Origin of the sequence: Desulfobulbus sp., assembly GCF_030824455.1 — a bacterium.
GTDB lineage: Bacteria > Desulfobacterota > Desulfobulbia > Desulfobulbales > Desulfobulbaceae > Desulfobulbus.
The window spans coordinates 25967-51471 of the sequence record NZ_JAVBXR010000114.1; the positions used below are offsets into that span (position 1 = coordinate 25967).

22 protein-coding genes are annotated in these 25505 nt (G+C 51.7%); 16 read left to right on the top strand and 6 right to left on the bottom strand.

The window, feature by feature from the left end; translation table 11 throughout:
• Window positions 1-118 precede the first annotated feature (118 nt).
• The gene (locus RCH93_RS14950; protein WP_306549221.1) at window positions 119-1747 is read right to left on the bottom strand and encodes a hydantoinase/oxoprolinase family protein; all 1629 of its coding nucleotides are present in this window, start codon (window positions 1745-1747) and stop codon (window positions 119-121) included.
• Window positions 1748-1939: 192 nt separating this feature from the next.
• Window positions 1940-3118, bottom strand: coding sequence for a phosphatidylserine/phosphatidylglycerophosphate/cardiolipin synthase family protein (locus RCH93_RS14955; RefSeq protein WP_306549222.1), 1179 nt, complete (start codon window positions 3116-3118; stop codon window positions 1940-1942).
• 195 nt (window positions 3119-3313) lie between these two features.
• On the opposite strand from RCH93_RS14955, the gene RCH93_RS14960 reads away from it, so the two are divergent.
• Complete coding sequence (locus RCH93_RS14960) at window positions 3314-3610, top strand: GNAT family N-acetyltransferase (RefSeq protein ID WP_306549223.1); 297 nt, start codon at window positions 3314-3316, stop codon at window positions 3608-3610.
• Here the strand turns inward: RCH93_RS14960 and RCH93_RS14965 are convergent.
• A complete protein-coding gene (locus tag RCH93_RS14965) occupies window positions 3607-3936 on the bottom strand; it encodes a hypothetical protein (protein ID WP_306549224.1) in 330 nt (109 codons plus the stop codon). The two genes, RCH93_RS14960 and RCH93_RS14965, sit on opposite strands and share 4 nt — an antisense overlap.
• Before the next feature lie 6 nt (window positions 3937-3942).
• Between RCH93_RS14965 and RCH93_RS14970 the strand changes: the two genes are divergently transcribed.
• The 15 genes from RCH93_RS14970 to RCH93_RS15040 all read left to right on the top strand — a co-directional run bounded on the left by RCH93_RS14970 (window position 3943) and on the right by RCH93_RS15040 (window position 24142).
• Window positions 3943-5913, top strand: a complete 1971-nt coding sequence (locus RCH93_RS14970; protein ID WP_306549225.1) for a nucleoside-diphosphate sugar epimerase/dehydratase — start codon at window positions 3943-3945, stop codon at window positions 5911-5913.
• A 231-nt stretch (window positions 5914-6144) separates the two neighbouring features.
• Complete coding sequence (locus RCH93_RS14975; RefSeq protein ID WP_306549226.1) at window positions 6145-6939, top strand: ABC transporter permease; 795 nt, start codon at window positions 6145-6147, stop codon at window positions 6937-6939.
• Window positions 6939-8177: an ABC transporter ATP-binding protein gene (locus RCH93_RS14980; RefSeq protein ID WP_306549227.1), complete on the top strand. Its 1239-nt coding sequence runs from the start codon at window positions 6939-6941 to the stop codon at window positions 8175-8177. The genes RCH93_RS14975 and RCH93_RS14980 overlap by 1 nt, the downstream gene beginning before the upstream one ends.
• Before the next feature lie 3 nt (window positions 8178-8180).
• A complete protein-coding gene (locus RCH93_RS14985; RefSeq protein ID WP_306549228.1) occupies window positions 8181-9971 on the top strand; it encodes a methyltransferase domain-containing protein in 1791 nt (596 codons plus the stop codon).
• Window positions 9961-11244: a methyltransferase domain-containing protein gene (locus tag RCH93_RS14990; protein ID WP_306549229.1), complete on the top strand. Its 1284-nt coding sequence runs from the start codon at window positions 9961-9963 to the stop codon at window positions 11242-11244. The genes RCH93_RS14985 and RCH93_RS14990 overlap by 11 nt, the downstream gene beginning before the upstream one ends.
• Complete coding sequence (locus RCH93_RS14995; protein ID WP_306549230.1) at window positions 11228-14989, top strand: glycosyltransferase; 3762 nt, start codon at window positions 11228-11230, stop codon at window positions 14987-14989. Before RCH93_RS14990 ends, RCH93_RS14995 begins: the two co-directional genes overlap by 17 nt.
• A gap of 26 nt (window positions 14990-15015) precedes the next feature.
• Window positions 15016-15990 (top strand): glycosyltransferase family 2 protein, encoded by a 975-nt coding sequence (locus RCH93_RS15000; RefSeq protein WP_306549231.1) that lies wholly within the window; start codon window positions 15016-15018, stop codon window positions 15988-15990.
• Entirely contained in the window at window positions 15983-16549 is a 567-nt protein-coding gene (locus tag RCH93_RS15005; RefSeq protein WP_306549232.1) for a bifunctional 2-polyprenyl-6-hydroxyphenol methylase/3-demethylubiquinol 3-O-methyltransferase UbiG, read from the top strand. Before RCH93_RS15000 ends, RCH93_RS15005 begins: the two co-directional genes overlap by 8 nt.
• Window positions 16546-17181: a bifunctional 2-polyprenyl-6-hydroxyphenol methylase/3-demethylubiquinol 3-O-methyltransferase UbiG gene (locus RCH93_RS15010; protein WP_306549233.1), complete on the top strand. Its 636-nt coding sequence runs from the start codon at window positions 16546-16548 to the stop codon at window positions 17179-17181. Before RCH93_RS15005 ends, RCH93_RS15010 begins: the two co-directional genes overlap by 4 nt.
• Window positions 17182-17191: 10 nt before the next feature.
• Complete coding sequence (locus tag RCH93_RS15015) at window positions 17192-18061, top strand: hypothetical protein (protein WP_306549234.1); 870 nt, start codon at window positions 17192-17194, stop codon at window positions 18059-18061.
• Complete coding sequence (locus RCH93_RS15020) at window positions 18054-19913, top strand: hypothetical protein (protein ID WP_306549235.1); 1860 nt, start codon at window positions 18054-18056, stop codon at window positions 19911-19913. Before RCH93_RS15015 ends, RCH93_RS15020 begins: the two co-directional genes overlap by 8 nt.
• 9 nt (window positions 19914-19922) lie before the next feature.
• Entirely contained in the window at window positions 19923-20963 is a 1041-nt protein-coding gene (gmd, locus tag RCH93_RS15025; protein ID WP_306549236.1) for a GDP-mannose 4,6-dehydratase, read from the top strand.
• The gene (locus RCH93_RS15030; protein ID WP_306549237.1) at window positions 20941-21858 is read left to right on the top strand and encodes a GDP-mannose 4,6-dehydratase; all 918 of its coding nucleotides are present in this window, start codon (window positions 20941-20943) and stop codon (window positions 21856-21858) included. Before gmd ends, RCH93_RS15030 begins: the two co-directional genes overlap by 23 nt.
• On the top strand, window positions 21858-22991 hold the full coding sequence (locus RCH93_RS15035) for a glycosyltransferase family 1 protein (RefSeq protein ID WP_306549238.1): 1134 nt from the start codon (window positions 21858-21860) through the stop codon (window positions 22989-22991). Before RCH93_RS15030 ends, RCH93_RS15035 begins: the two co-directional genes overlap by 1 nt.
• Complete coding sequence (locus tag RCH93_RS15040) at window positions 22988-24142, top strand: glycosyltransferase (protein WP_306549239.1); 1155 nt, start codon at window positions 22988-22990, stop codon at window positions 24140-24142. Before RCH93_RS15035 ends, RCH93_RS15040 begins: the two co-directional genes overlap by 4 nt.
• Before the next feature lie 386 nt (window positions 24143-24528).
• Here RCH93_RS15040 and RCH93_RS17945 read toward each other — a convergent pair whose 3' ends face one another.
• The 3 genes from RCH93_RS17945 to RCH93_RS15050 form a co-directional block, all read right to left on the bottom strand.
• The gene (locus tag RCH93_RS17945) at window positions 24529-24729 is read right to left on the bottom strand and encodes a helix-turn-helix transcriptional regulator (protein ID WP_373693303.1); all 201 of its coding nucleotides are present in this window, start codon (window positions 24727-24729) and stop codon (window positions 24529-24531) included.
• Window positions 24730-24781: 52 nt separating this feature from the next.
• Window positions 24782-24949, bottom strand: coding sequence for a hypothetical protein (locus RCH93_RS15045; protein WP_306549240.1), 168 nt, complete (start codon window positions 24947-24949; stop codon window positions 24782-24784).
• A gap of 231 nt (window positions 24950-25180) precedes the next feature.
• On the bottom strand, window positions 25181-25505 hold a 325-nt coding region (locus RCH93_RS15050), incomplete at its 5' end, for a hypothetical protein (RefSeq protein WP_306549241.1).

Sequence of the window (25505 nt, forward strand, 5' to 3'; positions counted from 1 at the left end):
CAGAAACTCGGCCTGGACTGCGCGCGTCCGCCAACGCTGCGACTGTGCAGCCTGCGGCCGGGGAGCCTGGCCCAAAAATCAGGGGCGGCAACAGGCGCGCGACGGAGAGTCGCCGCCGCTATTCGTCCAGCCCGATCAGGGCGGCCCCGATGGCGTTGCCCACCTCGCAGTGCTCAGGAAAGGCGACGGTTGTTCCCAGACGTTTGGCCACTCCGGGGAGAAAGCAACGCGCGGCGGCGCCAATGCCGATGATCGGCAGCTTGAGGCTGAAATGGACGGAGAACAGATCATTGTCGCGGCGGTTGAGGAAGGGCGCGCTCTGCTGCCCCGGCCAGATCGAACGGCCAAGATAGGTGAGAACAATGGTCTCAATTGCGGCCTCGGTCTCGGCGACAACCCGCCGGCAGAATTCGTCCGCTTCGAGGCCCGTCTCGCCGGCAAGCATTGCCGCGCCCTTGCGGCTGGCAGAACTGTCGCCTATCTCAAGCAGACCCAAGGCGTGGAGGGCGTCGGTGGGGGTAAATCCCACCAGCACAATCTGCTGGAGGAACATCAGCCGCTCCAGCCGCTTTTCCAAAATGACGCCGCCAACCCCGGTCTGGGCGGCGATGATGCTGGGCGGCGTTGGCCCGCGCTGAGCCAAAAAGCGCAGGATCGGATCCGCCTCGACCACAGCGCGGTCCAGCCCTGTCGCCAGCAACGCCAGTTGGCAGTCAACGCCGCTGTTGAGCCAGGCGCGCGGATCCGGCAAATTCGGGGTCATGGCCAGCGGCTGGACGCGCGAATTCTTCAGACTGATGTGGCCGTCACTGCGGCAGAGCACATGACTGTCGCCACCGGCCCCCGAGGTGAACATATCCACCGCCTCGACATGGGTCCGCCATTCGCCGATGGTGCAGCCTTCACGATTGAGCAGCGGTTTGCCGCCTTTGATCAGACACACGTCGGTGGTGGTGCCGCCGACATCGACCACCAGGGCGGTGTCTAAGCCGCCGGCCGCGCCGAATCGAGCGGTTGCCGCCGGGCCGCTGGCCATGGTGACCGCAGATTGCTCGGCAATCCGGTCCAGGGGTTGGCCGTTGCCGTTGCCGCAGATGATGGTCACCGGACAGGCCAGACCGGCCGCCTGCATGGAGCGCTGGATCGAGGCGAGAAAATCGGTCATCAGCGGCGCCAGTTTGGCGTGCAGACAGGCGGTGGCCGAGCGCTCCAGCATGCCGGGATGGGTGGACACGAGGTGGGAGCAAAACACCGGCTTGGGGTCGATCAGGCGGATGGCCTCCTGGGCCACCAGCTCGTGGGTGGGATTCTTGATCGACATCGCCCCGCAGACCGCGTAGCTGTCAACCTCGCCCGCCAGCCCCGGCAGGGTGTCGATCAGGCTTTCGATGTCCAGCGGTTGCTCTTCCTCGCCGGTGATGGAGTGGCCGCCCTTGAGAAAGATGTTGGCCACCACCGGCAGTTTGAAATGGCGAACATACCCCAGAACAAACAGCCCAACCCTGGCGCCGCGCCCTTCCACCACCGCATTGGTGGCCAGAGTGGTCGAAACCGACAGCCGCGTCACCTCAGTGGGCCTCGCCGCCTGCCGCAACAGGCCCAGCAGGGCTTTGCCGACCCCGATGCTGAGGTCATGAGGCGTGGTCCGCTCCTTTTGCCAAGCAACCACTTGGCCGGAAGCGCTGTCCATCAAAACGGCGTCGGTGTAGGTGCCGCCGGTGTCTATGCCAATGCAATACGCAGTCATACCATCTCAATCAGGAAAAAGAAGTGTGGCCCAACCGGCTTGCCGGCGGATATGCGGCCAGCCCTTGCCCAGGCTGGCTCAAGGAAATGATGGATACCACCGGGCGGGGCTAAAATCAAGAACCGCGTGGCCGTCCGCCGCAGGCAGCCCCATCCGTCCACAACATTTTTTTGAGCCGTTCCATGGTGTTGCTCACAGAAAACGGCCAAGCGGCGTCAGCAGCCATTCGCACAACCGTTCAAACCGGGTTCGCTGCGCGTGTTCGGAGAGCGCCACCCGGCGCGATTTCGTCAGTTCCTCGTCAAACAGGGCCCGCGTCTGGGCGCCGAACCGGCGGCTGTCGATGATGACGTTAATCTCGTAATTGCGATGGAAACTGCGGAAATCAAAATTGGCCGAACCCAGGGTGGTCCAGCGGTCGTCGATCAGCATCACCTTGGCGTGCAGGATGGTTCCCTGGCGCTCGTAGATCTCCACTCCGGCCTCGAGCAGCGGTTTCAGGTAGGCGCGGCTCATCATCTGCACCAGCGGCACGTCGCTGATCGACGGCAGGATGATCTGCACCTGGACGCCGCGCCGGACCGCGCGCAGCAACGAACGCACCACCCGCGGCCCAGGGACGAAATACGGGGTGATAATCCGAATGCCATAGGCGGCCCCGACCATGGCCATGCGAAAGGAATTGCGGATGACGGATCGGGTGTGGTGCGGCGTTCCGTTGACGATGACCATGTCGGCGTCGCCGGCGGGCATAGCCGGCGGATCGTCCCTTCCTGGAAGGGCGGAGCCGCCCTCCTTCGCCCAGGTCTGGCGGAACAATCGCTGCAGCTCGCCGGCGGCCGGGCCTTGAAGGCGGATGCCGACGTCGCGCCACCGTTCAAAACTTTCCCCATACCCTGAATATTCGTCGCCGACGTTCAGCCCGCCGAGAAAAGCGGTTGCGCCGTCGATGACTGCGATTTTGCGATGGTCGCGGATGTCGAGCCACGGTATCTTGGAAAAAGTGGGCGGGTTGAAGGCCAGGCATCGCACCCCCGCGTGCTGCAATTGCTGGAAATACGAGGCTGGGGTGTCAAAACAACCAATGGCGTCGTAGATGAGCGCCACCTCCACCCCCCGCGCCGCCGCCTCCCGCAGGGCCAGGGAAAAGGCCTGACCGGTGGCGTCGGGCTTGACGATGTAAAATTCAACGCAGATGGCGCTGGCAGCCCCCCGTATCGCTGCAAACAACGCCGGAAAATAATCCCCGCCGTGCGGCAGGAGCACCACCGCGTTGCCTTGAAAATGGACCACTTCGGGAATGCCTTTGATCCGGGCCAACAATCCGGGAAGATGAAAACGGTGTTTGTGGTTACGGCGGTAGACCGGCATCTTTTTTATCCAGCTCTTCCAGGGTGCACTTGAAACGACGTTGTTTTCGCCGCACAGCGCCCCAGTGTAACATTTCTCTGGACAGAAACCAGAAAAGAAAACAATGTTTGCAACAGATGCAATCGACGCCCGGCGCATTTCCCCCCTGATCGGGCGGCCCCCAAACAGTCTCAACCAACATCGGGAGGACCGGCCATGGAACACGCACCCAGCAAGAATGAACTCATGCGACGCTTTGAGTTGCAGCTCGACGGCAAAACCGCTGTGCTTGACTATGTGGAACAGGGCGCAGACGTGCTGGTGTTCACCCACACCTTTGTTCCTCCCGAGTTGCGGGGGCGCAACGCAGCGGCCATCCTCACCAAGTTTGCCTTGGACGACGCCCGAAGCCAGGGCAAGAAGGTCGTCCCGCAATGTTCCTACGTCGCGGTCTTCATGGAGCGTAACAAAGAGTATGCCGGGTTGCGTGCCCCCACCGGCTCCATTCTCTAATTTGCGACAGCGACAATCCGCAAAGCCGCCGCAAGAGGACGCAAAACCGTGTGGCCACAAGGCCCCTGCGACGTTATCACCAATTTTCGAAAAATCGGAAAAATAAAAAACAGAAACATCATTTTTTTACTTGTTGTTTTTTTTATAAAACAGAGCATTATCCGCCTGCCGCAACGCACCAACCGCGCAAACGAATGCGCCAGGAAAGCGTCCTGTGCGCTGCGGCAACCATCGACTTTCCGCTCGAAGAGAGACTGACTTTTCAGGCACAGCCCCAACGTCAACGTAAGTGAACAATGCAGAGAACCTTTGCCGACAAATTGCATATCCACTTGCATTTATTTAAAAATCTTGCAAAAAATCCCAAGTTTTGGATTGTTCTTTGCGTTGACGTCGTGCTGCTTGCCCTGTCTCATCTCCTCGCCAACGCAATCCGCTTTGAACTCACGCTTTCCAACCAACTGCTGCGACAAAGCCTTGCCCTTTTGCCGTTGCTCCTCCTGGTCAAAATCCCCTCGTTTTATATTTTTGGCCTCTATCGGGGCATGTGGCGCTACACCAGCCTCAACGACATCATCAATATTCTTATTGTTTCGCTTTTTTCTTCATCCATGCTGATCAGCATGCTGCTGATCGGCAACCGCTTTGCCGGCTTTTCCCGCTCGGTGTTCATCCTCGACTGCCTGTTCACCTTTTGTTTCATCACTTGGCACCGGGTGGCAATCCGCTATTTCTACCAACGTTACGGCAATGGCGACGGACTTTTCACTCCCAATCTTCCTGCCGAAAAAAAGCGCCTTCTGCTGATCGGCTCGGGTGATGCGGCGGAAAAGGTGTTGCGCGAGATCAATGAAAACATTCTGTTACCCTACCAGCCCGTTGGCCTGGTTGACGATGACCCGAAAAAAATCGGCATGAAACTGCATGGCGTTCCTGTGATAGGTTGCGTCGACGATCTCAAAAACCATGTGCTGCGATCCGGCGCCCAGGAAATTCTCATCGCCACCGTGGCAGGCAACCGAGAGCAGATGCGGCGTTTTGTGACGCTGTGTCAGCAGACCCTGTTGCCCTTTAAAGTGCTGCCCAACATGGGGGAACTGATCAACGGCAAGGTTTCGATTAAAAGCATCCGTGACATTTCTTACAAAGATCTTCTGGGCCGCGACGAGGTGCGGCTTGACCAGGACAAAATCGGGGGTTATCTCACCGGCAAGACCGTCCTGATCACCGGGGCCGGCGGCTCGATAGGTTCTGAGTTGTGCCGTCAATCCCTGCGCTTTTCCCCAGGTTTGATCATCCTCTTTGACAGCAGCGAAGAGAACCTTTACAACGTGCAGATGGAACTGCGCCACGAATATGAAAACATCAAGACGCTTGCAGTCCTTGGCAAGGTGCAGGATCTCCGCCTGCTCGACAGCGTCTTTCGCCAGCACCGCCCCTCCGTGGTGTTCCACACCGCAGCCTACAAACATGTGCCGCTGGTGGAGCGCAACCCGTGGCAGGCGGTGTACAACAACATCTTTGCCACCCAGTTGCTGATGGAAGCATCGATCATGCACGGTGTTGATCGGTTCGTGCTCGTTTCCACCGACAAGGCGGTGCGGCCCACCAATGTCATGGGCGCGTCCAAACGGGTGACGGAATTGTTGATGCTCGCCTACAGTCGCCATTGCTGGGACGGAACCTTCAGCCCCGCCTGGTCCCGGGCACAGCGGGACGCTGACGCCTGCGCGCAAGAGCCGAGCCCAATGCCCACCGCCCACCGCACCCGGTTCATGGGAGTGCGGTTTGGCAATGTGCTAGGTTCGTCCGGCTCGGTCATCCCGCTGTTCAAGCGGCAGATTGAAAAAGGCGGGCCCGTAACAGTGACCCATCCCGACGTCACCCGCTACTTCATGTCCGCCGAGGAGGCGGCGCAGCTGATCCTGCAAAGCGGCTCCATGGGCGAAGGCGGCGAAATCTTCATTCTCAAGATGGGCGACCCGATCAAGATCGACCAAATGGCCCGCGAACTGATCAGGTTGACCGGTCGCGAACCGGACCGCGAGATTGAGATTCGTTATGTCGGCCTGCGCGCCGGTGAAAAATTGTATGAAGAGCTGATCACCGAGGGCGAAGGCATTGTCGACACCCATCATGAAAAAATCATGGTGCTGCGAGGAGCGGAAACTATCGCCTGTACGATGTTGGGCGATCAACTGGAAAGATTGGCGCAAAAATCTCAGTCGCTTGATAATAACGGCATAAAGGAAACCTTGCATCAGATTGTTCCCGAATACACTCCTGACTATGCAATTGCATAACGGGAAACACTAATTGAGCCAAATGAAGATTGTGCAATTGAAACCAGGAAGTACTTTAGCAAGATGCAACGACTCAAGGCTCACCCTTATGTCATTCAGTCTCAATCGTGCCCATTGGCGGTTAGATTTTCATTTATCCAACATCATCGGCTATCACACTTCAATGTCGAGCGCTGGGCCTGGTCATGCTGACGAGCCGTACTCCGGGCAGAGAAATGAGATCCGATCCTAATGATTGCCCTGATCCGTGCCCTTTGGGCCTATCGTGGCTTCATTCTCGGCAGCGTCAAACGCGAATTCCAGTCCAAGTACCGTAATTCCTTGCTCGGCGCCGCGTGGACCATCCTTAATCCGCTGGCTATGATTCTTGTCTACACGGTGATCTTCGCCGAAGTCATGCGCTCGCGGTTGCCCGGAGTGGACAACAGTTTCGGCTACAGCATTTACCTATGCGCGGGCGTGCTCACCTGGGGGTATTTCGCCGAAATTGTTGGTCGCGGCCAGAATGTGTTCCTCGACAACGCCAATCTGCTTAAAAAATTGAGTTTCCCCCGTCTCTGCCTGCCAGTCATCATCATCGGCGGCGCCACGCTCAACTTTGCCATTATCTTTGGCCTATTCGCCGTTTTCCTCGTAATTTCAGGAAATTTCCCCGGCTTGTCGTTTCTGGCCGTCTTCCCCTTACTCCTCATCCTCATCCTCTTCTCGATCGGCCTTGGCATCACCCTCGGGGTCTTGAATGTCTTTTTCCGCGATGTTGGCCATTTTTTCAGCATCTTTATTACTTTCTGGTTCTGGCTCACTCCCATTGTCTATCCGGTTGGCGCCCTCAACGAAAACGTCCGCGCCATTCTCGCTTGGAATCCGATGGCCAGTCTCATTTTTGCTTTCCAGGACATTTTCGTCAGCGGTAAATGGCCACAGTGGCAAGCGCTTTGGCCTATTTCTCTTCTTGCAATCGTGCTGTGTATGGTCGGTCTGCGACTCTTCCGTCGGCACGCCGGCGAAATGGTGGATGAACTCTGATGGGTGCTATCTCTGTCAACAATCTCGGCAAGGCCTACAAACAATACCCTAATCGCTGGTCGCGACTGGCGGAATGGCTATTGCCCGGCAATCGACCGCGTCACCACCTGCACTGGGTACTGCAAAACATCAACTTCACGGTCAACCCTGGTGAATCCGTGGGAATTGTCGGCATCAACGGTGCAGGCAAGAGCACCTTGCTCAAACTGATTACCGGAACAATTCAACCGACTTCCGGCACTGTAGCAGTGCAAGGCAGGGTGTCCGCCCTCTTGGAATTAGGCATGGGGTTTCACCAGGATTTCACCGGCAAACAAAATGCTGTCATGGCTGGGCAGTTGTTAGGCCTGAGCCTTGACGAAATTGCAGACTTGATGCCGCAAATCGAAGCCTTTGCCGAAATTGGCGAGTATATCGATCAACCAGTACGAGTGTATTCGAGTGGCATGATGGTGCGATTGGCCTTCAGTGTGGCTACCGCAAAACGACCCGACATCCTCATTGTTGACGAGGCGTTGTCGGTAGGCGACACGTTCTTCCAGCACAAATGCATGCAGCGGATTCGAAAATTTCGGGAAAAAGGGACAACTTTGCTGTTTGTTTCTCATTCTTCAGACGCTATTCGAATGCTTTGTGATCGTGGGATTATGCTTGCAAACGGCGCCATTGCAAAAATAGGTGATGCCGCGACCGTCATGGATTACTACCGGGCAAGTCAAGTGCTTCGAATGGAGTCTCCAGCTGGGCCGCAACCTGAGGTAACAGAATTCGATGCCTTGCTGAAGACACGTGACAGCAAAACCGTGCTTGCGAACAAGACCATTGGGGCGATCACCGTCGATATCCAAGGTGGCCACAATCCCATTTATAGCGGTGACCATGTGTCCATTCGCATCACAGCAGGCTTTCAGGATATTCATCGTGACCCACATATCGGTTTTGGTATTCGCAACAAAATGGGAATTCTGATCTATGAAGCCAACACCTATACGCTTAATCGCAAATTACGTGCGGTTTCTCCTGGGGATAAATTGTCGGTAACCTTCCATTTTCCCTGTCTGCTCGCACCCGGAACATACGAACTCACGATTGGCGTGGCCGACGGTGGCTATGATCGTGGCTCGTTTGAACGTGCGCTATTCTTTGATCAATCTTTCTTGCTTCTTGAAATTGCGGTTGGAGCCAATGCCGGCTGGTGTGGACTATGTGATCTTCAACCTGAAATAACAATGGATTGAACAATGCTGGACGAGATACTGAAAACCTACAATGCCAGCACGTATGATTTTCGTGCACATGCCTGCCCAGAAGATCCCCTAGTCGATCTTTTTGAGGAGTGGATCGATTATTACCGGATGAAATGGGCCATTGCCAAGGTTCTCACCCCATCAACAATTTTGGAGATTGGCGTTCGTTATGGATATTCTGCACGCGCCTTTTTGGAAGCGAACCCAGCTGCTCAATTGACCGGCATTGATGCCGATTTGCCGGTCTATGGCGGCCAATCCGGCGCCGTCGATTGGGCCGTGCAGTCGCTTGCCGCACATTTCGATGTCAACATTATTAAGACCAATAGCCAACGTCTGCAAAAATTTCCCGGTGATATCTTTGACCTGATACATGTCGACGGCCAACAAGATGGAGACGGCACGTTCCACGATCTTGATCTAGCGCTAGTACAGGCACGCCATATCCTCGTCGATGGCTACCATTGGACACGGGATAATTTTCAGGCGGCCAATGAGTGGCTTTGGCTTAACAAGTCTGCTATCGAAGCCGCAATAACTATTCCTGGCTATGCCGGCGAATTATTGATCCGTACAAAAATCACAGAGACCAGTGCCGCGACTGGAGACGGCAGTCTGCCACTCGCCCCAACATACACGACTGATTATTACCTCAATGACTGCCGCAGTTATGCGCAGTGGCGACGAAGCAAAGGTAAGGTGGCTGACCCTCGTTTGCAGGCTGTCGCTCATGTTGCTATGGCGTTATGCTCTCCACGGCACGTTGTCGACCTTGGCGCCGGCAGAGGGGAACTTACCCGGATTTTTGCGCACCAGAGAGTGAAAGTCACCTCCATCGATTATTCAACGGACGCGGTCCAACTGATCGAAAAGACTCTGGACAGCGAGAGCCGCACCCATGTAGACATTGTCTGTGGCAGCGTTTTGCATTCGAATTCATATGGCGAAAGTTACGATCTTGCGGTTGCATCCGATATCGTGGAGCACCTTTCACCGGCAGAAGACGACCTTCTGTATCAAATTGTTAGCAGCAAGCTAAAGCCAAACAACGGAACATTAGTCGTCCACACAGCCCCTAATCTCTGGTGCTATCTTTACGAACATCCACGACAACAAAAGGTGGCAAAGCAGGCTGGTTTCTGGCTACCAAGGACACGCCGTTCGTGGTATGAGCGTTTAATGCACATAAACGAACAAAACCCGCGAGTGCTCAAACGTCAATTATTACAACATTTCCCTCACGTGCTCATCTGGTTTACGGATAACCAGAACATGGGCGGTAGTTTATTGCGACATTTCCGCATTGCAGATTTCCGCCGTGCCACCAGTCTCTTTGCGGTTGCCTCACATCAACCTATAGATTCGGAAAAAATTGCTTCCTTGTTTTCAATGCCGCCTCTTTCAGAAGAGGAAGCGCAGGGCATTACCTTGCAGGTAATGAATGCGCCGCGGCGGGTCAGACCGGGGGAAGAGTTTTTTGTCTCCACCCTACTCGCCCATGCAGGGCCGACTTTGCTGACTAGTTTTGGCGATCATCCGATCCGCCTAAGCTATCATTGGGCAGACGAAGCCGGCAACATTGTGATTTTCGATGGTTTGCGCACCGAACTTCAGGCGCCTGTTCATCCAGCTCGAACAACCAGATGCGAGGTGCTGGTGCAAGCACCTGAGAATCCAGGCAATTACCTTCTTTACGTCCTGCCGGTACAGGAAACGATCCGTTGGCACAATAAGGCCAACAACATTTTAAAGAGTATTGAGGTAAGGATCGTTAATGGATCATAATTTCTACCGAGCATTTGAAGAACAATATCGCGGATCACGCGATTTAATCAAGTCGCGGTTACGGGTGTATTTACCTTTCATTACCCCCCTTGTGGGATTGTATGAAGATGCCAAAGCAGTCGATCTTGGTTGTGGTCGGGGGGAATGGCTGGAGTTGCTGAATGAAGCGGGCTTTCAGACCTACGGGGTTGATCTGGATACCGGGATGCTCGCCGCCTGCCATGAGTTTGGCCTTAATGTTGAAACCAAAGATGCCATTGAGGTGTTGCAGGAACTGCCTAACGCGAGCCAACTCGTTGTTTCTGGATTCCATTTTGCCGAACACATACCGTTTGCACAGCTGCAGATTTTGGTTCAAGAGGCGCTTCGCGTCTTGAAACCAGCCGGACTGCTAATTTTGGAAACGCCTAATCCAGAAAATATTGTCGTCGCAACCAATAGTTTTTATCTGGACCCAACCCATCAGCATCCCATTCCACCAAAGCTTCTTAGTTTTCTTCCAGAATATTATGGGTACAACCGGATAAAAACCCTTCGCCTGCAAGAATCACCCGATTTAATCACCAGCGGGACGATACAGTTAAATGATGTTTTAGGTGGAGTGAGTCCAGATTATGCGGTTATTGCTCAGAAATTAGCACCCTCCGAGACTATCGAGCTTTTTGATAAAGTATTCAACCAAGAGTACGGTCTTTCGCTGAATCCCCTTGCTGATCGTTTCGACAAAAGGTTGCAGCACGCTGAAGCGACTGCACAGGCGGCGGAAAGCCGTGCCCTGCACGCTGAGGCGATCGCACAGGCGGCCGAGAGACGTGCCCTGCACGCTGAGGCGATCGCACAGGCGGCCGAGAGACGTGCCCTGCACGCTGAGGCCGAATTGCATGCTGTGCAGAGGAGTCGATCATGGCGGATTACTGCGCCCTTGCGATGGGGGCGCACAGCGGCGCACTGGTTTGTACGTGGCAGCGTTGCTTGGTTGACCTTTGCACCAATGAGCCGCCCACACCGAATTGCGCGTCAGGCGATTTTGCACTTTACATTATTTGTCTCCGCCCGCCCGCGTCTCAAAGCGCTTGCCTTGCGATGTTTGGCGCCGTTCCCCGATCTCAGATTACGGCTGAAGAGGATCAGCAGTCAGCCCCTGCCGCCACCAAGCCCACTGATCGTTGCAGGACCGGAACAACTTTCTCCTCGCGCCCGCCAGATTTACAACGACTTGAAAGCCGCTATCAAGCAGCGCCAACAGGAGCAAAGCAATGCGCATAGTCATTGATATGCAGGGGGCGCAAACCGAAAGCCGATTCCGCGGCATCGGTCGCTACACCTTGTCGCTCTCCAAAGCCGTCGTCCGCAACCAGGGCGAACATGAGGTTATCCTCGCCCTCAACGGCTTGTTCCCCGAGACCATTGAACCCATCCGTGCCGCCTTCGATGGTCTGTTGCCGCAGAAAAATATCCGGGTGTGGAACGCTCCAGGCCCAATCAAGGAAGAGCAACCCGGCAACGATGATCGGCGCGAAGTGGCGGAACTCATCCGCGAAGCCTTTCTTGCCAGCCTGCAGCCGGACGTGGTTCACATCTCGAGTCTATTCGAAGGGTATGCCGACGACGCAGTGACGAGCATTGGCCGTTTTGACCGCAGCACCCCTGTGAGCGTGTCCCTTTACGATCTCATTCCTCTGCTCAATCCAGATCACTACTTTAAATCCAACCCGACCTACCACCAATATTACCGCCGCAAACTCGAACATCTCAAGCAGGCAGCCGTTCATTTGGCCATCTCGGAATTTAGCCGACAAGAAGGAATCTCCCATCTGGAAGCAAACGAGGGGCAGGTCGTCAATGTCTCGACGGCCATCGATCCCTGTTTTCACCCTCTGCATATTGATAAGGACGTCGCCTGCCAATTGGGTCGTCAGTTTGGCCTGACCCGCCCCTTCGTCCTCTACACCGGCGGCGCCGACGAACGCAAAAACCTGACGAGGCTCGTTCAAGCATTTGCCGCCTTGCCCGCGTCGCTACGCTCGAGTCACCAGTTGCTGTTGGCCGGCAAGATCCATCAGGCCAATCTTGCCCCCCTGCAACATCTCGCGCAGCGCATCGGTCTCAAGCCCGATGCGCTGTGTTTTGCGGGATATGTGACAGACCAAGAACTCGTCCATCTTTACAATCTGTGCAAACTATTCGTGTTCCCTTCCTGGCATGAAGGTTTCGGTCTGCCTGCCCTGGAAGCCATGGCCTGTGGTGCCCCGGTCATCGGCGCCAATACATCAAGTTTGCCAGAAGTGATCGCTCTTGAGGCTGCCCTGTTTGATCCTTTTGACGTCACCGCCATAACAGCCAAAATGGCGGAGTCGCTGCAAGACGCAGCCTTTCGCTCCAGGCTGCGCAACCACGGCTTACAACAGGCGCAGCAATTTTCCTGGGACAAATCGGCGAACCAGGCTATTGGGGCATGGAATTCGCTGTCGACATTTTCTACGCCGGTTCAGCCAAACAGCCAAACATACAACAACAAGAAACGGCGACTGGCCTTTGTTTCCCCCCTACCGCCGGAACGCACTGGCATTGCCGATTACAGCGCTCAATTATTGCCGGCGCTGGCTGAACATTACGACATCGAAATCGTGGTGGCGCAGGATCGGGTGGACGATCCCTGGGTTAATAATCATGGCAAGGTGTGGGACGTGTCATGGTTACGTACCCACGCAGACAAAATTGACCGAGTGCTCTACCAGATCGGCAATTCCCCCTTTCACCAGCACATGCTGCCTTTACTGCAGGAAATTCCCGGCACGGTGGTTCTGCACGATTTCTACATGAGCGGGTTGATGGCTTGGCTCGAACAGCATGCCAACGCGCACCATCCATGGATAAAAGCGCTTTATGCCGCCCACGGCTACGGCGCGATACGCGAACGCCACCTTGACCCCGAAGCGGCAAAGCGTAACTACCCTGTTAATCTACACATTCTACAGCATGCCCAGGGTGTGATCGTTCACTCCGAATATTCGCGCCACTTAGCGCAGCAATGGTACAAAAATGGTTTTACAGACAATTGGGAGGTCATTCCCCTCCTGCGATCACCAGCAGCGGCGGTGGACAAGGTAGCGGTCCGGCAACAACTCAACATTGACAAAGACGATTTCATCATTTGCAGTTTTGGGTTTATTGACGCAACGAAATTGAACCACCGCTTGCTCAGTTGTTGGCTCAATAGTGCCCTCGCAGAGGATAGTCGCTGCCGAATATTTTTTGTAGGCGGGAATCATGACGGGGACTATGGCACAAGCCTGTCGCAAACGATGAGTTCAAGCGGTATTGGTGATCGCCTCTGCATCACCGGTTACGTGTCCCCAGAAAAATTCCTGCAATATTTAAGTGCTGCCGATATGGCTGTACAACTCCGGACTCAATCGAGAGGTGAAACCTCAGCGGCCGTTCTAGACTGCATGAATTATGGATTACCGCTCATCGTCAATGCCAATGGGGCCATGGCGGAACTTCCCCCAGATTCCGTCTGGATGCTGCCCGAGACATTTAATGACTCCGCACTTGTAGAGGCTCTGGAGAAGCTGTGGCGGGAGCCGGAACGACGCCGCGCCTTGGGCGAATGCGCAAGCGAAACGATCCGACATCATCACGGCCCGGCTAAATGCGCCAAACGCTATGCGGAAGCGATCGAGCGTTTCCATCGTCGCTCCGAAACATCGACGACGGCCTTGATCGAGGCCATTGCAGCACAAAAACAATTTGTCCAGGATGACCCAGAGTTAATCCTTCTCGCCAAATCCATATCCTCCACGTTACCATTAAATAGCCCCAATAACTGTTTATTCCTAGACGTCTCGGCTACATTTCGCACCGACCTTAAGACCGGCATCGAACGGGTCGCGCGGGCGCTACTTCTGGCGCTAATGGAGACACCGCCTGCAGGATACCGAATTGAACCTGTATATCTCAGCCATGACGGAGGGGAGTGGCATCTCCGCTACGCACGCCGTTACACGGTTGAGTTGCTGGGAGGCCTTCCAGAAGTCCTCGACGACGAAATTGTAGAACCTGAGCTTGGCGATACCCTTCTGGGGTTGGATTTATCCGGGGATATACTGGTGCAGGCTGAGCACACGGGGTTGTTTGCGAATTACCGAAACCGGGGGGTGAGGGTGTTTTCTGTTGTTTTTGATCTATTGCCTGTACAAATGCCAGAACGTTTTCCACCAGACGCAGACAAAACTCATGCTCAATGGTTGCAAACGATTTTAAAATTCGATGGAGCCATATGCATCTCCAAAACTGTTGCCGATCATTTTACCGACTGGCAGACGGAACCTACAAATTTTGCTCGGGAAAATCGGCGCCCTTTTCAGATTCGCTGGTTTCACCTCGGTGCTGATGTCCTTAATTCTTCCCCCACTTATGGGCTTCCGAAAAACTCCGAATGGACACTGCACCGACTTGGCGCCAGTCCCACTTTTCTGATGGTCGGTACAATTGAGCCCCGCAAGGGTTACCTACAAGCCATCGAAGCTTTTAGCCAACTCTGGAAAGATGGGCTTGATGTCAACCTTATCATCGTCGGCAAGGAGGGGTGGAAACAACTGCCAGATGAAATGCGTCGAGACATTCCAATAACCATTTCCTTTTTGCAGAACCACCCTGAATTGGAGAAGCATCTGTTTTGGCGGGAAGGCATAAGTGACGAATACCTGGAAAAAATATACTCAGCCTCTACTTGCCTGATCGCCGCCTCCTACGGTGAAGGTTTCGGCCTGCCACTGATCGAAGCAGCTCAACACAAGTTGCCAATCATTGCCCGCGATATTCCAGTGTTCCGTGAGGTGGCGGGAGAGCATGCTCTCTATTTCAACGGCAGCGACGGAGCAGATCTAGCTGTTACTATACAGAACTGGCTAGCACTCAACGAGAAAGGCATGGCCCCACAATCAGACCTCATGCCATGGCTTACCTGGGAAGAAAGTGCCAGACAACTCAGCAGGTTGCTGCTGCCCCAATAACACACTAAAATTAAGAAAACTGCCAAGTGAAACTTATCATCCAAATCCCCTGTTACAATGAAGCGGACACTTTAGCCATTGCACTGGCTGCCCTACCGCGTCAAGCACCTGGCTTCGATACCGTAGAATGGCTTATCATTGATGACGGCAGCACAGACGACACCGTGCGAGTCGCCCGGGAAAACGGTGTTGATCACGTTGTCAGCCATACTCGCAACCAAGGGTTGGCGCGTGGTTTCATGACCGGCTTAGACGCTTGCCTGAACCGGGGAGCGGACGTGATCGTCAACACCGATGCCGACAACCAATACAACGCCGACGACATTCCGGCACTGACTGCGCCCATACTTGCGCACCAAGCCGACATCGTAGTGGGCGCCCGCCCTATTGAGACCATAGAACATTTCTCCCCTGTGAAGAAGATGCTGCAAAAGCTGGGCAGCTGGGTGGTGCGTGTCGCAAGCACAACCGACATTCCGGACGCCCCCAGCGGTTTCCGCGCTATGAGCCGAACCGCCGCGCAACGGTTGATTGTATTCAACGATTACACCTATACCCTTGAAACAATTATTCAAGCCGGCCAGAAAAACATGGCTATCACCTCGGTGCCGATTCGGGTCAACGAAGATCTGCGTCCGTCGCGATTGGTGAAAAGCATTCCCTCATACATTAAACGCAGCATTGTCACTATCATTCGTATCTTTGTCATTTACCGACCCTTTCGATTTTTCGCCACGATTGGCTCTGTGCTGTTCGGTTTCGGTTTTTTGATCGGCCTGCGGTTCCTCTTTTATTACCTGCAGGGCAATGGGGAGGGGCACATACAATCGCTGATTCTAGCTAGCGTGCTTTTGGGAATGGGATTTCAGGCTTTTCTCATTGCCTTTATTGCAGATCTGCAGGCTGCGAACCGAAAGTTGATGGAGGATGTGAGATTTAATTTGAAAACATTTGCGGCCGGGAACGAAGACAACGATATGGAGAAACGTAACAATGGCTGATCAAGTTGCTGAGGGCTTGCTATCTCCTTTTTTACGCAAACAGCGTTTGGGGGCCGTAAAACCCTATCTCAATGGACGTATTCTCGATATCGGTTGCGGCTCTGGCGCTCTGGCTGGGATGATTGACCCCGCATTGTATGTTGGTATCGATATCGATGAAACTTCGTTAAATAGAGCAAAATTCGACTTCCCACGTCATTTATTCGATAGCTTTCCCCCAGTGGTCACTGAAAATTTTGATACAGTTGTCTCCCTTGCTGTGATTGAGCATGTGCCAGATCCGACAATATTCCTTACATCCCTTTCGCAATACTTGAATAATGACCGGACTGCACGAATCGTTGTCACGACCCCCCACCCATCAGTAGGATGGGTTCATGAAGTAGGTGCATCAATTGGTTTATTCAGTCAGCATGCCAGTGAAGAGCATGAGAAATTACTTGATCAAAATACACTTTTTGAAGTTGGTCGGTGCGCTGGACTAGTTTTGGTAGATTACAAGCGTTTTTTATTTGGTGGCAATCAACTGGCTGTTTTTAAAAGCGCGAGGATGAAATGAAAATTTCTGCAGGCTTACAGGAAGGTGGGGTTGTTGTCGGCAATGCGTACGATAAATACGGTTCGAAAAATATGCTCGTACGCTGGATCATGAATGGCTTTGCTGACAGGCTCTCTAGCCTAGTCACACAAGTAGGGCCACGCACCATTCACGAGGTGGGGTGTGGAGAGGGATATTGGGTTCTAGACTGGAACCAACAGGGTCTTCAAGCACGTGGCAGTGACTTTTCGCAAAAAGTCATCAATCTAGCGCGTGAAAATGCTCAGAGTCGCAATTTTTCCCCGGACATTTTTTCTGCGTGTAGCATCTATGATATTGAGCCCGAACGCGACAGCGCCGACCTAATCGTATGTTGCGAAGTTCTTGAACATCTTGAATCCCCGGAAGCTGGGCTATCGGCCCTGCAACGCGTTGTTACCAATTACCTGATCCTCAGCGTCCCCCGTGAACCTCTCTGGTGTGCTCTCAACTTGGTTCGCGGAAAATACTTGGATAGCCGCGGCAACACCCCTGGCCACATTCAGCATTGGTCCCAAAAAGAATTCATCAAACTCGCCACTCGGTACTTCGATGTAGTTGATGTCAGGGCTCCCCTTCCTTGGACAATGGCCCTATGTCGGGCGAAGCGCTAAACGAGGAACAGTGCGTTTTTCATTAAAATGGTGTTTGCACCTCATCGGTGGAGGATTTGGTTTCGCGGGAGTGGTGTTCGTTGCCCTGCGCCTCTCTTCATACACAGAACAACTCGACCTTGCTCGGTTTACCCTCACCACTTGGGCAATCATTGTTCTTCTCGCCCTGACCTATGGTGTAGCGAATATTATGCTCGCTCGTTCTTGGTGGCATCTGCTGACCCTCCTCGATGTCCAAGCGCGGTGGCGGTGGACCATCAAGGCATACGGCCAATCGCAACTGGCTAAGTACGTTCCCGGCAACATATTCCACCTGGCGGGGCGTCAAGCTCTGGGCATGGCAGAGGGGTTGCCTGCTCGACCGCTTGCCAAATCCATCGCATGGGAACTCGGATTGATAGCCATCGCCGGCTTACTGTTTGCCGTCCTAGCCGTTCCCTTGGTCTGGTCAGCCTTGTCATTATCGGTGGCATCCTTTCTGTTTGTCACTTTCTCGGTGGCGCTATACTCTCTCACCCGTCGTTCATTTTGCCCGCAGGTGGCTTTTGCGCTGGCTTGGCAGGTCACATTCCTGGGTGTGTCAAGTATCATCTTTGTTGGAGCCTTGGCAGTTATTGTACCTCAATCCACAGTGATTCCAGCATTTCCTGCATTATGTGGCGTCTACGTGATTGCTTGGATCGCCGGGCTTGTCACCCCTGGCACACCAGCCGGAGTTGGAGTGCGAGAGCTAGTTCTGCTTTCTCTCCTCGGAAACCAATTTGCACAGGCGGATCTATTGCTGGCTATAGTGTTGGGTCGGGTGGTGACCGTAGTCGGCGATCTGCTCTATTTTATCGTGGCAACGTTTTTAAAACCGAGAGAGAGAAGCTATGAATAATGTTGTTTTGAGAAATTTCAGTGTCAGGCGAGATGGGCTCATCTTCATCCTTGCTTTATTGTTTGCCCTTGTTCTGCAGGGAGCGGTGCCTTTTATCTCCACACCTACCCTTGGACAGGCTGTCTGGACGACTGGTTTCGCCCAGTCCTTTCTTAACCACTCTGTTTTCAGTATATATGCCCACAATATAGGTGCCCCAGAACCCGCAGCCATCGCCTTCGGCTTGTCTGGCGCGTGGCTTTCAGCTGTTTTTATGAAGCTTGGACTGCCAGCGCCAGATGCCTACTCCGCAATGGTTGCAATATGGCTGGCCATTGCTTTTTGCGCTGCCTGCAGTATAGCTAGACACTTTTCAGTGCATCCGACTTTGGCAATCTTGGCTGCATTGTGCTGGCTGACGATGCCTATGATATGGGCCCATTCGGGTTATTCAATGGTGTCGACGGGTATAGCTTTGATACCATTTTATTTTTTGTTTTCAATCAAGATTTTCAGCTGGGAACACAACGGGGACAGGCATACTAGCAGTGGTCTAAAAATATGGCTACTACTGTACCCTGTTGTTTGCATAATTTCTATATTCATGGACGGCTACAGCTTCATAATGTTTGCAGCAGGGGCAAGTATTTTAGGAATAACAATGTTTATCTCTGGAGACAGCGAGACAAAAAAATTCCTGAAGGCATTTGTGTTTCCAACGCATTTTGCAGGGCTAGGCATAGCCTATTCCTTATATACCTTTTATATTGGGAAAGTTGGTTTTGAAGGTGCTCCTATTGATTTTTTCCGCGGCTGGGGCGTTGATCTGACCTTTCTCTTGATACCGACGCAAGGGATGCACTGGCTGCCTGATCTTATTGGCTGGAGTGAACCTCGTTCAGCCGGTCATTTTTTTGGTGATGCATCTGTCTGGATGACCTCTTTTTCAATTCCAGTAATCCTTGGCGCTGTTTGGTCGGCATGCAATACTTTCAGAAGACAACGGGTTGTTATCGGGCTATTACTGATCACTCTTTTCGGCTTTTACATGTCTTTGGGCCCCTCGATCAAGTTTAATTCCATCAAGCCAGAGGGGACGAAACTGGGCCCGTTGATGGCCAAGGAATATGCCATTGCACCAACAGGATCAGCCATCTTATCCAAAAATATTCCAGGATTTAAAAACATGCGCGCCAGTTACCGGTGGGGAGCCTTGGGCATTTTTGGCGCTTGGTGCTTGGTAGTTTTGGCCATGTCTTCAAATAACAATAGAAGAATTGTTATCGTGGCTTCTATTTTCGCCTGCTTAGTTTGCATCCTCAACCTTCCTGATCTTTCAAAGAAATTAAAAAGTGACTCAAACAATCGATCAATGTTTTTTTCACTCGAATCTGATTTCATCGATGGTTTGCGGAAAGTTGTACATCAGGGGGAGCGAGTTGCTTTTCTTCCATGGCGAAACGACTTCCTTGTCAATTATGTTGCTTCAAGACTGAATATCGTTTCATTTAATATTGGCGGAGATAAAAATTTAGAACAAGCAAGAAAATATTGGCCCAAGACGATGCAGACCTTCCCGATGGCTCGTGTGGATGCTAATTTTTCAAAGAACATTGTACTGCTTTTAGCAAGAGATGAAGCAGATGCTGTAATTTTACCCTATATTGACATGTTGTGGGCAGCACATAGTTGGCCTTATCCTATTGAGTTCAAGAATGAACTCGCTCATACGACATCTCAATTAGCAAAATCAAAGTTTGTGACAGTTACAAACCATGACTTTTATGCAGTGGTTAGGCTGGCGCCAAACTTTATTCATTTGGCTAAAGAAAGCAAACTCGAGGCGTTATATAACTCTGAACAATTACTTTGATATAAATTTATGAATAAAAAATCTGCTGTTATTACTGGCATTACAGGGCAAGATGGCGCCTATCTCGCAGAGATCCTCCTGCAAAAAGGCTACACGGTCTACGGCACTTACCGCCGCACCAGCTCCGTCAATTTTTGGCGCATGCAAGCATTGGGGATCGATACGCATCCCAATCTGCATCTGGTTGAATTTGATTTAACTGATTTATCATCCAGCATTCGGCTATTGAAAAAAACCGAGGTCACCGAAGTGTACAATCTAGCTGCGCAGAGCTTTGTGAGTGTATCCTTCGATCAACCGATTACTACCGGCGAAATTACCGGACTTGGTGCGCTCTACCTGCTAGAGGCTATTCGTATTGTCAATCCGAACATTCGTTTTTACCAGGCCAGCACCTCCGAGATGTTTGGCAAGGTGCGGGAGATACCGCAGTCAGAAACAACCCAGTTCCATCCTCGTAGCCCTTATGGTGTAGCCAAGCTATATGCCCACTGGATGACGATCAACTACAGGGAGAGTTACGATATTTTCGGCAGCTGCGGGATTTTGTTCAACCACGAATCCCCTTTGCGTGGCCTGGAGTTTGTAACTCGCAAAATCACCGATGCTGTGGCCAAAATACACCTCGGCAAACTGGATGTTCTTGAGTTGGGCAACATGAACGCCAAGCGAGATTGGGGTTTCGCCAAGGAGTACGTTGAGGGCATGTGGAAAATGCTGCAGACGGATAAACCGGACACCTATGTGCTCGCCACCAACCGGACGGAAACCGTGCGTGACTTTGTCTCTATGGCATTCAAGGCTGTTGGAGTGACCATTGCTTACAAAGGCAGCGGAGAAAATGAAATCGGCTTTGATGCTGCGACTGGCAAAACAAGGGTTCGCGTGAATCCCAAATTCTATCGCCCAGCCGAAGTGGAGGTATTAATCGGCAACCCGGAAAAGGCTAAACGAGAGTTGGGCTGGGAACCCAAAACAACGCTCGAGGAACTCTGCGCCATGATGGTGGAAGCAGATTTACAACGCAATGAGTGCGGCTTCTCATTCTGATATGCCCCGCGCTCTTATTACAGGTATAGGCGGATTTACCGGACATTACCTCGCTCGAGAACTTGAATGGGCAGGCTATGATGTTTTCGGCATCGTGCACGGTCGCCACCCAATGGATTCGAAGCAATTTGCCGTCGACTTGTGCGATCGAGATCAACTTGCCGATGCCGTCACAACAATACAACCAGAAGTGGTTGCACATCTGGCGGCGATTTCTTTTGTTGCGCATGGAGATGTTGAGGCGCTCTACCGGATTAATATTATCGGAACTCGCAATCTCCTGCAATCTCTGGCCAACTTAACCAAACCACCTCGGGCTGTTCTCTTGGCGAGCAGCGCCAACATCTATGGCAACGCTCCTGTTGAAATAATTAATGAAGATGTGCCGCCCTCACCGGCCAACGACTACGCCGTCAGCAAGTTGGCCATGGAACAGATGGCGCACCTGTGGCTTGATCGGTTGCCAATAGTTGTTACACGACCATTTAATTATACAGGCGTTGGCCAAGCGCCTCATTTTTTACTGCCTAAAATAGTCGGACATTTTCAACGCGGGCAGAATATAATAGAACTTGGTAATATTGACGTAGAGCGTGATTTTTCAGACGTCCGCACGATTGCTCACATTTACGCCGCTCTGTTGCAACAACCTCCGACCGGCGAGGTGTTCAATGTTTGCTCCGGCAAAGTGTATTCACTCAAAAATATTTTAGCACTTATGGCCGAAATCGCTGGTTATGAAATAGAGGCGCATGTCAATCCTGCCTTTGTTCGGACAAACGAGATCAAACGGCTACAAGGAGATGCAACAAGGTTGCGAGAAGTTTTGGGTTCTATTGATTGTATTCCGTTGCAGGAAACTCTTCGTTGGATGTTTGAATCAGGTTCTTTTTGATGCGTATTGGCGTTGATGCACGGCTCCTTTCTGAACCAGTTAACGGCATTGGCCGTTATTCGGCCGAATTGTCGCGTGAGTTGGTTAAACTCGAGAAGGAATTTTATTTTTATACGCCTAAGCCGCCTATGGCAACGGTCTGGGAGGGCAACCAATACAAGCTGCGCTCTTCTGCCTTTCACGGGCGTATCGGTAAAATACTTTGGTCGCAGACCATGTTGCCCTATTGGGCGGTTCTCGATAAAATTGATTTATTCTGGGGGACCACCCACAGACTCCCGCGTTACCTTCCAGCCTCTATGGCCAGAGTTGTCACCATCCATGACTTGGTCTGGAAATTTGCTGGTGAAACTATGCGCCCTTTAAGCCGCTGGATGGAGCGTTTTCTGATGCCGGAAGCTATTCTTGCTGCAGATCGTATTATGACGGATTCTCAAAGTACGGCAGACGCTTTGGCGTCTGAATTTCCCCTGTCTCGGAGCAAGGTTCGGGTCGTTCCACTTGGGGTGACGCGGCTAGCATCGCCATCAAATTTCAGTTTTTTATCAACCCTTGGCATCAATCGCCCATATTTTCTCTTTGTTGGCACGCTTGAACCTAGGAAAAATTTACGCCGGCTTCTCAGTGCTTTTGCCTCAATACGTCACACTCTTAACCACAACGCGCTGCTTGTAATTGCTGGCGGTAAAGGATGGGGGGCTATCAATGTTCAAAACGTAGTGCATGAACTCAACCTAGAAAGGAATGTTGTCCTTACCGGTTATGTGACAGATTCACAACTTTCGACCCTGTACGCGCATGCACGTTTTTTGGCTATGCCTTCTCTTCACGAAGGCTTCGGCTTGCCTCTAATTGAAGCGATGTCCTATGGCGTGCCTGTTCTCACATCCGATTTATCATCCCTCCCAGAAGTTGCTGGAAATGCAGGCATCCTTATAAATCCGCTTGACGAGAAAGCTCTTGCGGCAGCTCTCGTTGTTTTTTTGAACAATGACAAGCGCCGCGACGAATTAGCTGCCCATGCCGCTGCGACTGCCGCTAAATATACTTGGGAAAAAGCCGCTCTTCAAACCATGGAAGTTTTCTCTGAAGCTCTGACTGCAAGGGAAGAAATGCGACGTTCTTGCACATGAAAAAAAAAATCCAAGTATTGCATGTATACCGAACATATTTTCCAGATCCGCCAGGAGGCCTACAAGAAGCCATTCGACAAATTGCCTTGGCTACGACTGATTACGGAATTAGTAATGTCATTTTTTCGCTTAGCAAACGACCTCACCCGTCTATCATATCTGATCGCCCCGAGGGGCAAGTAGTACGTTGTCGCTCATGGGCAGCGCCAGCTTCATGCGACTTGGGCGGACCATCTGCAGTTCACAAGTTTCGCCAATTGTCTCGTGACGCGAACCTTGTCATCTACCATTTTCCTTGGCCATTTGGTGATATACTACACATTCTCGGCGGCTTGAATCGTCCGTCAGCGATACTTTACCACTCTGACATCGTCCGCCAGCGTTTTCTTGGGGCCGCCTACAAACCTCTGATGTGGCGGACGCTAAATTCGATGAATGCGATTATAGCCACTTCACCAAACTATGTGCATACAAGCCCTGTGTTAAGCCATTCAGCGATTCGCGACAAAATTCATATCATACCACTAGGCATTCAAGAGCAGTCATATCCCCAACATGGAGACTCTCGCATCTTACAACGACTGCGATTAGATAAGAGCACCCCATTTTTTTTGTTTATCGGCGCGTTACGCTATTACAAAGGTCTTCATTTTCTTCTCCAAGCGGCCCAGACTCTCAACGCCAAAATAATAATTGCCGGCTCGGGCCCGGAGCGCGAGCGACTTGACACCTTAGCCACCGATTTAGCATTAAAAAATGTTATATTTTCCGGCCATGTGAGTGACCAAGAAAAAGTCACACTGCTGCTGCATTGCCGCGCATTAATTTTACCGTCCCATTTGCGTTCGGAAGCCTTTGGCATGTCGCTAATTGAAGCAGCCATGCTCGGCCGGCCACTCATCACCTGCGAAATCGGCACAGGCACGTCCTATGTCAACGCGCATGGCGAATCAGGCTTAGTCGTGCCGCCAGCAAATCCTGAGGCCTTAGCGAATGCCATGGAATCATTGATTAATAATAATTTATTGACTAAGCAATTGGGAGTAGGCGCGAGAATGCGTTATGAAAAATTTTTTTCGGGTGCAGCATTAGGGCAAGCATATTCGTTATTATTTCAAAAATTGATCGCTAGAGAGATGAAGCTCGAGTAGAAATGCCGCCATAAAATTTGGCATGCTTACCAGGGCGGTGCTTGAGGTTGTTTCCAACAAAATACCAAGCTTGAACATTCTTTGGAAAAAACAGGCGGGAATGCGCATCTCTGCCCCTTAATTCAAAGATTTACGAGAAAATGCGGTACGCTGAAATGTGTACAGCCGAGATAATCAGATACCTCGGCTGCAACGGTTCGCTTTGTTTCAAGCGAGATATGTAACGGAATCGGTGGAATATGTAACCCGTTTACTCCGTTATTGTAAAAATGGTGCGAAGGCGAGAGCCGAATGCAAATATACATATCTTATAATTTCAAATTATTACCATTGTTAATAATTTTTCGTCCTTGCAACATACCCGGTTTCGTACCCGGTTTTTGTATTCATTGATATGATTCAGCATTTAGCTGATCCATGAATTCATGGATTTGCTTTTTCGACCAAACGGTAACCCGAGAACTCATCTTGGTTGGTCGAGGAAATTTACCGTCCTTAATCCATTGCCAGATTGTTGACTTGCTCACAGGAATGATACTCAGCAAATCTTTGATCCGGTAAAATCCAACATCGTTATTGACCATCATATCAGTTTATTATCTCTCAAAAATTGCCGCATTGAATAACGATTCTATATAGTTAAAATCCTGGAAGCCATTGCTGCCGTTTGTCGGTGAGTTGATTCTGTTCGCGAACGGCGGCTTTCATACGGCGGGCACGTTCGTTCACGGCGGGCATGTAGTCAGCGCCGAGCGGTTTGTTGCCAAGCCAGCCCCGGCGCAGTGTCTTGAAGATGCTGGTTTTCATTGTTCTTTATTAACGATTTTTATTCTGATTTAAAAAAATTGAAGATTTTTTGTAGAATCTTCTTTTTCATATTCAATTCAAACAGTAATACCAAAATATTTAATACTATTAATATATATATTGAGTTATCAAGCAATACAAAAAAAAATTTCAAGAGTAACGGTGTTGGGTATTCAATAAGATACATTGATAGGCCTCATATCATGTCTAGAAACAGGAAGGCAAACTTAGCTAAATCCGCCTAAGGTATTCCTTGGCAAACTTGGATTTCCAGTTACAACAAATCGATTTCTCACTCATAACCCTAAGAATTCGGCTGGACAGTTTGGTGCAGGCTCGAAATCTAATGAGATCATCAGGAAGCGCAAAACGAACTTCCATACCCTTCAATCCTAGAAGGCGTTTCTTTTCACGTTCGGCGGCGGCACTTTCTTGAATAATGCCAAAGCATTTGCCATCGCAATAAAAGGCAAGCCAAGATTTTTGACTTGGAGTAGGCCAATATTTCTGTGAATTGTTGTTCATTGAGTCCTCATTGCATGTCGAAAAACAGGAA

Coding starts and splice junctions, on each gene's coding strand:
- RCH93_RS15035 (WP_306549238.1), top strand. CDS start 21,858: ATGCGTATTGGCGTTGATGCACGGCTCCTTTCTGAACCAGTTAACGGC.
- RCH93_RS14985 (WP_306549228.1), top strand. CDS start 8,181: ATGCTGGACGAGATACTGAAAACCTACAATGCCAGCACGTATGATTTT.
- RCH93_RS14955 (WP_306549222.1), bottom strand. CDS start 3,118: ATGCCGGTCTACCGCCGTAACCACAAACACCGTTTTCATCTTCCCGGA.
- RCH93_RS14975 (WP_306549226.1), top strand. CDS start 6,145: ATGATTGCCCTGATCCGTGCCCTTTGGGCCTATCGTGGCTTCATTCTC.
- RCH93_RS14965 (WP_306549224.1), bottom strand. CDS start 3,936: ATGCAATTTGTCGGCAAAGGTTCTCTGCATTGTTCACTTACGTTGACG.
- RCH93_RS15045 (WP_306549240.1), bottom strand. CDS start 24,949: ATGAAAACCAGCATCTTCAAGACACTGCGCCGGGGCTGGCTTGGCAAC.
- RCH93_RS14990 (WP_306549229.1), top strand. CDS start 9,961: ATGGATCATAATTTCTACCGAGCATTTGAAGAACAATATCGCGGATCA.
- gmd (WP_306549236.1), top strand. CDS start 19,923: ATGAATAAAAAATCTGCTGTTATTACTGGCATTACAGGGCAAGATGGC.
- RCH93_RS15005 (WP_306549232.1), top strand. CDS start 15,983: ATGGCTGATCAAGTTGCTGAGGGCTTGCTATCTCCTTTTTTACGCAAA.
- RCH93_RS15040 (WP_306549239.1), top strand. CDS start 22,988: ATGAAAAAAAAAATCCAAGTATTGCATGTATACCGAACATATTTTCCA.
- RCH93_RS15030 (WP_306549237.1), top strand. CDS start 20,941: ATGAGTGCGGCTTCTCATTCTGATATGCCCCGCGCTCTTATTACAGGT.
- RCH93_RS14950 (WP_306549221.1), bottom strand. CDS start 1,747: ATGACTGCGTATTGCATTGGCATAGACACCGGCGGCACCTACACCGAC.
- RCH93_RS15020 (WP_306549235.1), top strand. CDS start 18,054: ATGAATAATGTTGTTTTGAGAAATTTCAGTGTCAGGCGAGATGGGCTC.
- RCH93_RS15010 (WP_306549233.1), top strand. CDS start 16,546: ATGAAAATTTCTGCAGGCTTACAGGAAGGTGGGGTTGTTGTCGGCAAT.
- RCH93_RS17945 (WP_373693303.1), bottom strand. CDS start 24,729: ATGATGGTCAATAACGATGTTGGATTTTACCGGATCAAAGATTTGCTG.
- RCH93_RS14980 (WP_306549227.1), top strand. CDS start 6,939: ATGGGTGCTATCTCTGTCAACAATCTCGGCAAGGCCTACAAACAATAC.
- RCH93_RS14960 (WP_306549223.1), top strand. CDS start 3,314: ATGGAACACGCACCCAGCAAGAATGAACTCATGCGACGCTTTGAGTTG.
- RCH93_RS14995 (WP_306549230.1), top strand. CDS start 11,228: ATGCGCATAGTCATTGATATGCAGGGGGCGCAAACCGAAAGCCGATTC.